Here is a 14,531-nt window from a genome sequence, read left to right on the forward strand (position 1 = left end):
TAAATACTGCGCTTCTCTATAATTTTTATAAATATTATAACATCGCTGTAACTAGTTATTTATCCATGGAAAAACAGATGACATAAAGGAAAAGATCCATCGTCTTTTAAAAAAAACGACACTGTCATAGTTTTTATAATATACTAATATTCTCCACAATTCTTTTGGCCTTAAATGTTCTATTAAAAATAGAAAATAAATTTATTTATCTAATTATAATGTCTCTGATCTTAGAGAGACTATACTCCTCGCGATAATAATAAAAAAAACCAAATTGTAATAGACGATTACACGGATTATCTGATATATGCAATGGTCAAAAACCAATACTCAATTCATCAGAATCTCCATATAAAATTTCTTCTATAAACACGACAAGGAATCTCGTGAAGTTACTTTCTCGTGGACATAAATTATTTCATTGTGTCAGATACAGAATACAATACCCAGAAATCAATAGATTGTTTTAGAGTCTAGAAAGACTCATACCAGAGGTAAATATAAATATTTTTATAAGATTATTTAAATAATGCATTTAAATGCATCTTCATAGATTTCCGAAAAACATTAGATGAGTATATAAGAAATACGAAAAAAAAACACCTCATTTTCTAGTGAATAAATCTCTTTAAATCTCCTTAAGTGTCTTAATTTGGATGATTTAATTAATATTAAATATTCCAAAGTAAGCTCTTCCATGAAGTTATTAATAACAATCAATATTTATGAAACATGCTACCATACACAATTGCTTATCATTCATTTTATACTTACTACAGAACGACCTTAGTCGAATACCACCTGATAAAATAAATCTTTATTAATTGGAAGAAAAGTGCTGAATATCAATAAATATGATCTGAAACTAGAAGTATAACTTCAAAGAATCTAATTCTATAGAAAACTACTCAGTTTATAACTAATAAATCTAGAGCAATATTAGCAATGCTAGTTTTTTTAGCCATCTTAGATGGTTATCTAGACATCACTGATCTAGCCTACCTGCATATTTACATTCTAAGTTCACGCATATTACTGAATATGAAATTACATTGCTTGAATTTTTATCTTTAGTAACTTCAGATTTAAATCGTCATAGTTTGTTGGCTATTAATTTTATGGCATTATGATTTATAATTGAGATATCTTGACAATTTATATTGTGGCACAATATCAGGAATTTCTTTATTTATCGCAGAGACGATGTATGTGATTCCTATATCTAAATTATAAGTATTCTGTTTCTTCCGACGACACTCGGTCTCCCCAATGGCTAACACCGTTAACTGTGTAATTTTATCACTGTATAAAATAGCTATAAGCAACGCTTTAGGTACATCCAGCCTTTTGCGCAACAGGTTAACACCAACCAAAAGATAACAGTCGCCGCGAGGGTAAATCTCAGAGAATCTCTTCACCCTCGCTATAATTCTCTATATCCGAGTGCGACTAATGCACCTATTCACCATATTATCCAAGATGCTTCGGTAAATTACCCTCCGACATCTATTTAGTTAGTAGATTAACTAAAACACCCTTTTAATCTTTACGAGGAAGCGCATTTCTAAAAAAAATTATCTACTTGTTAAATAACCGATTTTGCCTTATTTTCAGATTTATAAGACCTGATCGGCTATACGAACTGATCAATAACTGTATTATCCAGACATAAGTATCTCATCAAGACCCGCCATGGCAAACATATAAATAGTCGGTAATGATAGCTCTACAAAACATTTTAACTTAATTAGCCTATTCTCTAGTACTAGAGTAAAAAAACCGTTTTCTACCCGAATCGCTTTACATGTCCGGTTGCTATGATACACCCCGTAAATTTCTGGAATGGTGAAATGATATTTATCCAGCACCAACAAACTATCTACGGGGAGGTAATCACATACAGTCGACGGTGAATTGTCTAGCTTACTGCTCGATTGATAAATAGCAGGGAATAGTTCTCGATACCTGAACGATTACTTAACTCATGCATCATTTCCAGGTTAACAGTAATATACTACTGTAATAATCAGAGTATTCTTCTAGAAACTTAATATTGGCTAGAAGTCTTTATCGCTCTTTGGCTAGCTTTATTCTTCGGGCCTATATCCCCTTTAATAATATTCATACGGAGTGAAATAGTTTATTTTAGATAAATAGCATAATGCAAGACGTGCTAGTAGCAATGAGCATCGAGTAAATCAAATACAATAGGACTTTCTGTTTAATTGTCGAATAAATTAATACGAAATACCATTTCGTCGCACGCGGACGGAAGAATATCAATTCTTTCGCCACGCATACAGAAGATTTTTTACTGAAGACCCTAAGCGTATACGCGTATACTGCATCTCCGAGACACCAGTGAAGAATACTACATCTGGCAATAACCATACCATATTATTTTAAGAGAATGAACTTTAAAATCTCCAAGTTCTATAGATAGAAGAAACCCAGGGTACCTCGATAATATCTCACCGTTTTAGTAATGCTTTCAATAACGGACAAATACATCTGCTCGATATTCCCGTTAACTCATGCGTTTTTCTCAATAAAGATATAAGCATTTAGTATATAAGATACTGGCTGATAAGTAGTTATAATAGAACAAATACTCCACACCCGTATTTTCAGAAAATACGTCTTTATATCGCTGTATAGCCGCACTACCAATGTTTTATTAGATACCAACACTATTACGGGACGGTGTAAATTAAGTATTAGATTCGCTATCGTAAAAGTTTTCCCTGCTCAGATAACAACTGATTAAAATTTTATGGATCAATACATACTTGAATATTTTTCTAAGTGACGAACGCTCTCGGACTGACCGAAGCAGGGTTTAAAAGATGAAATGAATTTAAATCCTTTATAACTAAAAGCGATGAGGCTATTGTAATTAAATATTGTTGTTAATCTTGATAAAGATTATACATTAATATCTAGTGCCATACATGGTCACCTTTCTACCTTAAGTCTTGCATCTTTCAACATCCGCTACTGTTGTAAATACGACAGTAAAGAAGACGACTCGACTTTTATTCTTAACTTCGATTCTTAATCGAAATATTATTTTCTAAATGACTACAGCCATTCTTATCACTCAATCTTATTTTAGTGAAGATGTATGGTCAAATACATCACGATTATACTTCAAGCAACGCATGAATCTATATTTAATCGTTATAGAATTTTAATTCTGAAAATAAAAGAATACTCTCTAACTGATGAATTAAAGATTCGTGATTTACGGAAGATTAATATCCTCTTTTTAAGAGCTATAACGCTTTTAAAATCTTTTTTAGAAGATACTAAATTACACTACAAGCCACTATCTTTTGGTCAATACAAGTGCTGAGACTGCAATATATTCATGTCGCCCTTACAACACAGTATCACTGAAGGTAACATATAAGACGGATGCTTTTACACGATTTTGAGTAAACATTATCGCTAATCACTATCTATTTATCAGTAATAGACAATAATAAAAACTAATAGACTATCGTCCTGTTGACCTACCCCCCCAGATTTAATACAAGACAACATAAATTTAACCGCTTATCTCTAGACCTTGCTAGAAAGCAACATCTAAAAAATATAAACATAATTCAATCAAATGTTTTTAATCTATTTTAATATTTATAGTGATAGTGGATTAAGATAGTAAAAAAAGATTATAATCTGGAAAACATTAAAAACCGGATTGAATCTGAACTATTAAAAAATAATTTATAACATATTAGGGATATGAAATCTAATGATTGTATTTATCCAGGATAATGTAATGCCTAAGTAAGCATCCTACTATTAAGTGGGACCTTGCGACAACAGCATGACCTACTACTATAGATAAAAAAATAAGAAACAAAAGAACATCATCTTAGTTATAGGATAATCATCAATAACATCATTTCACCTCTGATAGATAATGGCTCTATCTACAAATGCAATGAAACCGGATTGTATCATTAGCGCGCTAATAGTGCGCTACGATGCCGAGGGGGGAATTCCGCTAGCGGAGTAATTGATGCCATAACTACATAGATAACAAAGATAATTATTATCTATTACGGCCTATCTATGATAGGATAGATAATTTTCTGATAGTACAATCACCACTACTGCCAAAAACTAACAGGAAATCTTTATCTCACGGTAGACAAAGAGGGTAACTCAAAAAAAACACTCGCAGGTGCAAACCAGAGATACATATTAGCATCTTTTATCGCCAATACTAAACCTTACCATGCACTATAATAGAAAAATTCTGAAACGTGTACAACGAAAAGGGGTCTCTGCTGGGATAGCAACACAAGCAAGCCACAGAAAAATAATGCTAAACAGCGCGATACGTTGCTGAATACATATAGTCATGGGGAAAATTTAATATCGTAATATACTGCACGTATAGCGCAGTGATCTCTAGTGAAAAAGCAGTTAATACCTATAAAAATCACGTTCTATGATTTTTAGAACACTGAGTTAATCACTCTATCATAGATGGCTTCTCCAGAGTCGTTACGTGGTTAAATATAAAATATTTATTTTAATCTAACAGTCACAGACAAGAGAAACTTTTGCGCTATTAGGCTGTTAGCGAGAGAACACACCTTAATCAGGGTATCACAATTACTCTAAGCATCCTAGATAAAAACAGTACCTTTTTAGTTATTATTCACCATATGAATGAATCTATTTAAATTTAAAATACAATCGTTTGTCTTAAAAAACAAATCTCTTTTACTTGTCATCTCAAGTATTCTAGTTTTGATTTCGCGCATATCAAAATCTTCTCAATCTCATTGATGCATACTTCTAAAATAGATTGCAATTTTAGCAATACAATGCCGCTACAGAGACTGTTTAATTGTATAGCGTTGATTATAACGCTATGGAAAAAATAAATATAACCCTAAAGTCACATTATCACTCCTTCAAAAAAAAATCATGGTTAAGTAACTTATTACTTAGTTGATCTCCTATACTAGCTACCCTTATTATCCTGCTCACAAGCTTCACCATACCTAGCAGTAATATGCTAACACTAGAATCGGGCATCCCTTAAGAAGGATGAGATAGTCAACCATTATCACAGTTTATAAAAATCAATACACTGTTTAATACAAATCATCTTAATGATAAACCACTTTACTTCATAAAATCTTATAAAATCCACAAATAGTAACTAGTAATGAGTAAAAACACGGTTGATGGATAGAGGAAAACTTGTTACTTATAAGTCTATATGATTTTCAAAAAATCGATATATAAAAAGACAACTACATTACCTGTATTGATTGCAGGATCAATAAAATAAATTATGACATATAAAGGTAATTTATAAATTACTTAACACTCTCTCTCGATATAGAGAATGGATGAAAATTAAAAGTTCCTCAATTAAAATAGCACAACCAACCTCGTAACTATTTTATGAACTATGCTTTATAAAAAATGAAATTTATCGAGTTATATATTCTAGAGCGACAAAAGAAGTTTGATAAAATTCTGTATTGATTTATTGAAAAATACATGTATATCTCTAAATAAACCACTAGGACCATAGTGTTATATCGATTGATACTGTAACGATAGTGTTTTATTCCTTATCAATGAATAAAGACTTATGAATTGCCTAAACCTCGAACTGATCTGAGGAGTCATCTCTACCTTTTTATAGCAATACATCATCATGATATTTTATGATTTGTTATATCTTTCACAAGCTATTGTGATATAAATAGAAGTACATAATAAGGATTTATATGAAGATTATAAATCAAAATGTCGCTTAATGTATAACGTTATGGATGTGTACGCTTTTTTGACTTTTTCAAAAGTGGAAATAACGCTAACATATTATCAAATGCTAATTTTAAAACGTACCGTTCAGAGCCCAATACCAAACGATGATCATATTGAAGTCAATCCGGTTCACGGTAACGTGATAACAGAACACTTTGCTATCAGCGTAATTCTTCAATATATAAAACATGACGTATTTGCAAATCTGACTCGTGATTGTTATCTCACTTATACCGGAAACTAGATATGTCACATGGTGACTTGACAAAACCCTTTTCGACATTAGATAAAGTGTGATATAGCATCAAAGAAGAAATGACCCGTGGATGGAATTAGCAATATCAAGATCGAAGTCGCCATCCTAGTTCAGGGACAATTCCCTAAAAACCAAACGCTACTGAGGTAGGTTAGTAACCATGCATGAACAAGGTTCATACCTTAATTCCATTAAAATAAACAAATCAGTATGACCAAATCTAGAAGAAGAATTCTTAATTTTTAAAAAATAATATAGACGAGAACCAACTTGACACTCACCGATAGCGCGCCTACGGTAACACCTGTAATGAGCGATAGGCACGGATTTCACGGTCTCCGACATACGCAATTTCAATATAAATAGGTAATTATATCGCTCCAATCATCCCACGACTAGACATGTCAGAGGAGACATCATTATGATTAGTATCTTCATAAATTCCTATCATGTAACTCATTATTTATATCCGTTCCAAGAAAATATTCTCACAAAATTCACATATAAGACATGCAAGCGGAACCTGCTACTTATGGTATATCGACATTGTCGACAAAATTATCATGCTTTAGCACGTTACTGGGACAGTATGCGATTACACACTGTCATTCTAGACTCTCTATCAAGATTAACCACGATGCATTATCAAACTCACGAGGTAAATAAACAATGAATCTTCATCTTTGGTTGGTTTTTCTAAGTGGTGTCTTTCTCAGTGCCATTCTTCCAGGTGCTGGAGCCATCATTACTCTTAACCATGCTTTTCAAAGAGGATGGAAAAAAACATTACCACTTATTGCTGGTCAAGCAACCGCTTTATGCTTGATGGTCCCCATGGTCGCACTGAGCGCTGAGTCATTGCGTGCCTCAGCGACTGCCTGGTTATTGCTAAAATCAATTAGCGTACTCTGGCTGCTATTTGCCGCATACAAGACCTGGCATGCACCAGTGATTATTGATACCTATGAAGTTGCAGTACTCACTAGTACTGCGCAACGTTTTTTCTGTGGTTTTCTGACCGATATCACAAATGCAAAAGCATTGGCTTTTCTAGTAGCGGCTTTACCGGTTTTTCTTAATCCGAGCCAACCTTTAAAACCGCAAATTGTTATAATGACTCTGACCATGGTCATCGTCGATACACTCATGATGGCACTTTACGCTCTTATTGCTGCCCGTCTTCGACCTTATTTTCAATCGCCAACAGCACTTAAACGACAAAACCAAATTTTTGCTGGTTTTCTAATGTTCATTGCTGTTAGTATTTGTTTTCTTGAAAACTCGAATTAAGTTGTTCAAGATTCGATCTTATTTCCTAGATATTACAGTCAAAGTTTATAACCCCACTTGTGATTTTCCATGCTGGTAATATTTTCCTTTTCCGATGCGCAAGGATTTTAGACTAGAAACCACCTAGTGATAGACGACTAAATAGTTTATAGGAAATAGGCTGTATTAAAAATACAGATATAAAAGCGGAAAATATAAATAAAGATCTGTATTCTGTATTGTAAAAATGTTAATATTAATTTTTTAATCCTTCGAATATTGAAAATTACTATGATTCATAGTAGATCTTAAAAGATAATTATATACTGGACAACTAATTCAGTCTACATTCTCTCATGTAGACTGAACAAAGATTTTCTATATCCTCAAAAAGGTTTTTCTTTATCGAAGCGGCATTGAATTTGGTTTTAATAAATATAGATAGACGCTTTACCTGATATAAAGCATAAGTGCTAGTTTGCTAACAATTCTTGAATCACGATTTATATAAAACACTTTATTTTACATTGCAATATAATAGAAAACCGATTTTGTCTATTAGAGAATTTAGAATGTTTTCTCTCTACTTGACTGACAATCAACCTTGAGTGAAAACATTACTAACATCTAGAAACATTAACTTTTGTTAATTACCATAACTTGTTTTTAATTAAAATTCTCTCTTGTCCTTTTTTACTCCTAAAAAATTCCCCATCTTAAATGTATCATTGTTTTATTAATGCGAGGTGAATACTGTGTCTTTTTTAAAAAATAAAATTATATAAACATAAAAAGATATAAAATTACTTTGCTGATTTTATAAAAACTTACGCTCTATCTTCTGTTTTAAATAGCATCTATATCTCTAAACACTTTTCATATATTGTCTCATAGATTTTATCTGAATCAAGTAAACGAGGTGTATAGAACAGCTTTAATATGAGTAAGTCAAATAGAAATAAAGAACTATAACATAAAAATAAAGTCTTCATAGTATGATTATCTTTAAAGTCAACAGTAAGAAACTTATAGACTCTTGTAAACTGAGAAAGTTCAACATTACAAACGATAGATGACACCGATTGTTATTACAGATTGCATATAAACCTTGCCATTATTAAATGATTCAATCCGTGTTTAATAAAATCGATGTTGCTAACCTAGCTTTATCCATTGTAATAATGGCCTTTAATACTATAACACGCCTATATCTTAAGCTTTATTATCAAGCATACCTCGATCAAGATTACCTATTTAAACATCACCGCACCTCATTTAAATTTGTCAAAAACACCACTCACATGATTTAAAATACAATATAAGATAATTATGAATTACGATGGGATTACATAGTTTTTAGTTATATACCATTAATTTTTATCTTGAGAATGCTAGGCGCTGTAACTGTGAAGAGTAACTAATATGGTATGTTACCTTTAAATCGTTTGCTCAATCTACCCTGGTTCAATCAATAAGATAAAACTACGCGTCTTATATAAACATATAGCACCGCTTAGTCCTTTAATCTAAACGGATAAAAGAGATATAAGATAAATTGACACACTCATATCAAACGTCTTTTCTTAACATTTTCTATAGCTTGTTATCAGGTGATAGAATACACGAAAAGATTATTATCTCATATACAACTATTCACTATTATCTTTACATCCAAATTAAAACTTCTTAGCAATATTTCAAACACATTTCATACCGATTGAGAAATATGATCACATCGATAAATCATTAAAATTTGTAACTAGTTCAGTTAAATGATATAATTACACTTATTATAAGCGATTCTTCAAGTAGAAGAATGCCGCGTTATAACAGATGTCCCAATACAAATAAAATATACTTAATATACTGGATGCTTTTAACCTACTGAAATTATAGTAGAAATCGCATCACCTCAAAAGGCATAGATAACCCTTTTCCAAAACAAATTCTATCCATATAAATGGATAATATAATTAGCATGATATCGATACATGTAATTTTTTAATCAAAAACAAGAAAATATATTTTATATAGTACGTATCTTTTTCTTATAGTTATATTTTGCATTTTAAAAAATCTCGATACATTGCTTTAATAGTTATTAAGTCAGGAACCAATCGCACTCTATTTCATCATTTAATGATATACTGCGCAGGACTCCATACTCTTCTTATATCTAGGATGCCTCGACTTTTTATCACTGTATGGAGGTTGAGAACACTTTAATATCTTTATTTAAAACACGTATTTCTTATTGAAATCACCTAGCGAAACTGCTTAAAAATATTTAACAGGGTTACAAACTTTATAAAAAGCAGCATGTTTACTTAATGCCATTAAAGTTTTTATTCATACGAAACAGGCAATTAACGTGATTTTAGAATAACCAAATGGCCAAGTAATAATTTTAAGAGACTAGAATATGAATAAATCAACCGATATTTCAGTAATGGTAGAATCCCTGTCGCGTATTTATCACAACCTAAGAAAAGAAATAAACGGCCAGCTGGTGAATGAAGGCCTCTCTATGTCAAAAATGAAAATTTTACACTTAATCACTACTGGAAAAACTAGTGCTACCGATATCAAGAATTATATGGGATTCTCATCTCGTACCGTGGTAACGGTACTTGATTCATTGGAAAAAGAGGAAATGCTAAAACGGCAGCAAAGCCCTACCGATCGCCGAGTGAAATATGTCTATATTACAGAAAGAGGCCGTGAAAAATTACATATTGCCAAAAAAACCCATAAAACTATTCTAGATCGCATGTTTTCACCATTGTCTGATATGGAATTAGAGAAGTTCAGCGAAATTTGCCATTTACTGGAAACCCAGCAAAAATAGAACAATATATGACGTCATATTAGTATGATAATCTTCAGTAAAAAGTCAGATACTCGTATTCATTTTTCGTAACCGAACCGGTATATAACTGTTCGGGCTACCAGAACATCAATATTATTCTATTTTAAGACTAAAAACATTGTTTACTCGTTTATCTTTGCAGAAACATCTGTAACATACTTAAAAAGGGAAAGCATGGAAGATTTTCAGCAGTACCCGTGCTTCCTCATCTTTTATATCGACAAAAAACATATTTTATTAAATCATTCTGATTTCACTATATGCTAATGCTCTGAACTCTTCACTACTTAGTACTCACATCACTCCATTGATTAAGATCGACATAGTAGATTTTAGAAATATCTTCCATATCCTGAACAAAGGATTTTTCTGACCATTTATGTTCAGCTAGACCAATATACTAAAATAGTTTATGTAAACCTTTCCACATCAATAAACAAATGCATATTTTTCTATCAAGGAGCCTTGCTAATATAAAAGATATTATTTAAATACCTGCTAATTATCTTGTGGTACTCGATAGATAACTATGTGAGGCTTTAATGACATGATAAAGATATTCCACATATACCCATATACCTGTGCAATAAATCACATGATGACTTTTTAACAATAAAAACTCTAGATTTCGTATTTTTTCTATTACGAAAGTTCTTTAGTAAATGCTTATGAAAAACGCCTTCTAAGGCTAATTTTTATACAGAAAACCTGATAAAAAATCAATTTTTTCGTATTAATATCGTTGATAAAAGTTAATTCAGAAATTCCATAACTCCTATCCAAGTTGAATCAGGAAATCTTAGTTATCTGCAATCAAATTCAATTTTAAGTAGACTTGTTTCCTATCTAAAGAAATTAGATATCATTATACTTTATGGGGATCTTCTTAAGAAGATCCAAATCAAGTTATAAAAATCCATCGAATAATCTAAAACTAAACACTAATCTTGTGGCTTCTTTCTCCTGTTTTTATTCTCCTGGAACTATCGCTACATTGAATAGTATATCGATTCTTAATGCTGTGTATAATATATAAAATACCCTATAGTGTTCAACCTCAGCCAATTTATTTTCATGATAATTCCGGGTAATCTATATATTGTTTCCGCTCCGAGCGGAGCTGGAAAATCCAGTTTAATCAAGGCATTGATGAATATTCGTCTGTCTCATGATACCCAAGTGTCAATTTCCCACACCAGTCGTACTATCCGTCCAGGAGAAAAAAACGGCCAGGATTATTTTTTTATATCAGAGGAAGAATTTGAGCATATGATTGAAGAAGGTGCTTTTCTAGAATACGCTCGAGTATTCGGTCATTATTATGGCACGTCTCGTGACACCATCGAGAAAAAACTGGCTATCGGTATTAATGTGTTTCTCGATATTGATTGGCAGGGGGCACAGCAAATCCGCCATAAAATTCCTAATGTTCGTAGCATCTTTATTTTTCCTCCATCTAGGATGGAGTTAAATCGCAGACTACGCAAACGCGGGCAGGATAGCAAAGCTATCATTAAACAACGCATGGCACATGCAATTGCTGAAATGCTCCATTTTACAGAGTATGATTACCTTATCATTAACGAAGACTTTAATACTGCATTATATGATCTGAAAACTATTGTCTGGGTTGAGCAACTTCGTCTTAAGCGTCAAAAATTACGCCATGATGTATTGATTAGCAAATTGTTGGCAGAATGACGTATTTTTAGTAATATTAACTCACATTGCTTTATCTGTGGAGTAGATTACATATGGCACGCGTAACTGTACAAGACGCCGTCGAAAAAATTGGTAATCGTTTTGATCTAGTACTGGTGGCCGCACGACGCGCTCGTCAGATGCAAGTTGGCGGTCAAGATCCATTGGTTATAGAGGAAAACGATAAATATACCGTTATCGCCTTGCGTGAAATCGAGAAAGGCCTAATCACCACTCCAATTCTAGATTTTCGTGATTGTCAAGAACAACAAGAACAAGACGCTGCTGAAATTCAAGCGGTTACCTCAATCGCTGAAAGACGCTTTTAAAAAGAAATAAATATCTTTATCTTCCCTACTGTGTATTTATTTAATAATCTGAATCTTTTGATTCAACACTATCTGCCTGTAAATCAGATCACACTTCTCCAGCGAGCTTATTCTGTTGCTCGAGATGCACATGATGGGCAGACTCGCTCCAGTGGAGAGCTTTATATCACCCATCCACTTGCGGTCGCTTACATTTTAGCTGAGATGCGTCTCGATCATGAGACATTAATGGCCGCACTTCTTCATGATGTTATCGAGGATACTCCAGCTACCTACCAAGATATAGAACAGCTATTTGGTAAAAGTGTTGCTGAACTGGTTGAAGGCGTATCTAAGCTAGATAAACTAGATAAACTAAAATTCTGCAATAAAAAAGAAGCCCAAGCAGAAAACTTTCGTAAAATGATTATGGCAATGGTGCAAGATATCCGTGTAATTCTTATAAAACTTGCCGATCGAACTCATAATATGCGTACCCTAGGCGCGTTGCGAGCAGAAAAACGTCGACGCATCGCGCGTGAAACATTAGAAATCTATAGCCCACTTGCTCACCGACTAGGTATTCATCACCTCAAAACAGAATTAGAAGAACTAGGATTTGAAGCATTGTATCCTACCCGTTATCACGTTCTTAAAGAAGTAGTCAAATCAGCACGTGGCAATAGAAAGGAAATGATCCAAAAAATCCTTTCTGAGATAAAAGGTCGGTTAAGTGAAGCGAGTATTTCCTGTCGTGTCAGTGGACGGGAAAAACATCTTTACTCAATTTATTGCAAGATGTACCGGAAAGAAAAAAGATTTCATTCTATTATGGATATTTACGCTTTTCGCGTGATCGTTAGTCAACTAGACACCTGTTACATGGTATTGGGTCAAATGCATAGCCTGTATAAACCCAGAGCTGGTCGAGTAAAGGATTATATTGCAATTCCCAAAGCGAACGGCTATCAATCCTTACATACATCTATGATAGGTCCTCATGGTGTACCAGTTGAAGTACAGATCCGCACTGAAGATATGGAACAAATGGCAGAGATGGGAGTAGCGGCACACTGGACATATAAAGAGCAGGGCGAGACTCGTACAACAGCGCAAATCCGCGCGCAACGATGGATGCAAAGTCTTCTTGAACTACAACAAAGCGCTGGTAGCTCCTTTGAATTTATTGAAAACGTTAAATCCGATCTTTTTCCTGATGAAATCTATGTCTTTACCCCGGAAGGCCGTATCATTGAATTACCTGCAGGCGCTAGTCCTGTAGATTTCGCTTATGCTGTACATACCAATATTGGCCACACATGTGTAGGTTCGCGCGTGGATAGACAACCTTATCCACTCTCTCAATCACTTCACAGCGGTCAAACTGTAGAAATCATCACTGCTCCTGGCGCTCGACCTAACGCTGCCTGGCTAAATTTTATCGTTAGCTCTAAAGCTCGAGCTAAAATTCGCCAAATGCTAAAAAATCTTAAACGCGAAGACTCTATCACCTTCGGGCGTCGTCTGCTCAACCATGCGCTAGGCGGTAGTCAAAAACTAGTTGCCATGCCATTGAATAATATTCAATGCGAACTAGATAGAATGAAACTAGCGACGCTAGAAGATTTACTGGCCGAAATCGGACTCGGAAATGCGATGAGCCTAGTGATTGCTAAGAATCTTCAGGGGAAGCGATCGAATCTCTCTCGCTCTAGCAGCCCGAATAAGTTACCAATAAAAGGCGCTGATGGTATGCTAATTACCTTTGCTAAATGCTGTCGACCTATTCCAGGCGATCTCATTATCGCCCATATTAGTCCCGGAAAAGGGTTGGTTATTCATCATGAATGCTGCCGTAATATTCGCAGCCACCAGAAAGAGCCGGGGAGATTTATGCCAGTGGAATGGGAAATAGTAAACAAACAAGACTTTACCGCAGAAATTAAGGTTGCCATGTTCAACTATCAAGGAGCACTAGCCCATTTAACCGCATCGATCAATGCAGCTAATTCTAATATCCAAAGCCTTAACACCGAGGAAAAAAACGGCCGAGTATATACTGCATGTATTCGCTTAACGACAGATGATCGTAATCACCTGGCAAAAATTATGCGAAAAATCCGTATTATACCAGATGTCATAAAAGTGCACCGTAATCGAAATTAAAGTATGATATTACTATCCTTCTCGCGGAGATTTCCATATAGAATCTGATATCACTAAGTCAAGTATGATCTACCCCTTAGCTAGAGCAAACAGATGTTAATTGTCGCTTTTATTTAACTCATACGGTCATAAATCTCTATGCTAGATTTAGCCATAT

Annotated in this window: 8 protein-coding genes; 6 read left to right on the forward strand and 2 right to left on the reverse strand. The window is 33.8% G+C overall.

Going from position 1 to position 14,531, the window contains the following annotated elements:
• Positions 1-1,124 precede the first annotated feature (1,124 nt).
• Both GFK82_RS04115 and GFK82_RS02960 read right to left on the reverse strand, forming a co-directional pair.
• A complete protein-coding gene (locus GFK82_RS04115; RefSeq protein WP_226810465.1) occupies positions 1,125-1,418 on the reverse strand; it encodes a hypothetical protein in 294 nt (97 codons plus the stop codon).
• A 240-nt stretch (positions 1,419-1,658) separates the two neighbouring features.
• On the reverse strand, positions 1,659-1,868 hold the full coding sequence (locus GFK82_RS02960; RefSeq protein ID WP_226810466.1) for a DEAD/DEAH box helicase family protein: 210 nt from the start codon (positions 1,866-1,868) through the stop codon (positions 1,659-1,661).
• 3,998 nt (positions 1,869-5,866) lie between these two features.
• On the opposite strand from GFK82_RS02960, the gene GFK82_RS02965 reads away from it, so the two are divergent.
• From GFK82_RS02965 to spoT, 6 genes are all read left to right on the forward strand, one after another.
• Positions 5,867-6,049, forward strand: coding sequence for a hypothetical protein (locus GFK82_RS02965; protein WP_226810467.1), 183 nt, complete (start codon positions 5,867-5,869; stop codon positions 6,047-6,049).
• Between the two features lie 681 nt (positions 6,050-6,730).
• Positions 6,731-7,351, forward strand: coding sequence for a LysE family translocator (locus GFK82_RS02970; protein ID WP_226810468.1), 621 nt, complete (start codon positions 6,731-6,733; stop codon positions 7,349-7,351).
• A 2,401-nt stretch (positions 7,352-9,752) separates the two neighbouring features.
• On the forward strand, positions 9,753-10,178 hold the full coding sequence (locus GFK82_RS02975; RefSeq protein ID WP_226810470.1) for a MarR family winged helix-turn-helix transcriptional regulator: 426 nt from the start codon (positions 9,753-9,755) through the stop codon (positions 10,176-10,178).
• 1,098 nt (positions 10,179-11,276) lie between these two features.
• Positions 11,277-11,900: a guanylate kinase gene (gene gmk, locus GFK82_RS02980; RefSeq protein WP_226811293.1), complete on the forward strand. Its 624-nt coding sequence runs from the start codon at positions 11,277-11,279 to the stop codon at positions 11,898-11,900.
• A gap of 53 nt (positions 11,901-11,953) precedes the next feature.
• Positions 11,954-12,229, forward strand: coding sequence for a DNA-directed RNA polymerase subunit omega (rpoZ, locus tag GFK82_RS02985; RefSeq protein ID WP_226810477.1), 276 nt, complete (start codon positions 11,954-11,956; stop codon positions 12,227-12,229).
• A gap of 30 nt (positions 12,230-12,259) precedes the next feature.
• Positions 12,260-14,374 (forward strand): bifunctional GTP diphosphokinase/guanosine-3',5'-bis pyrophosphate 3'-pyrophosphohydrolase, encoded by a 2,115-nt coding sequence (gene spoT / locus GFK82_RS02990; RefSeq protein WP_226810478.1) that lies wholly within the window; start codon positions 12,260-12,262, stop codon positions 14,372-14,374.
• Positions 14,375-14,531 lie beyond the last annotated feature (157 nt).

It is taken from the genome of Candidatus Steffania adelgidicola (assembly GCF_020541225.1).
In the GTDB taxonomy this organism is placed as follows: domain Bacteria; phylum Pseudomonadota; class Gammaproteobacteria; order Enterobacterales; family Enterobacteriaceae; genus Steffania; species Steffania adelgidicola.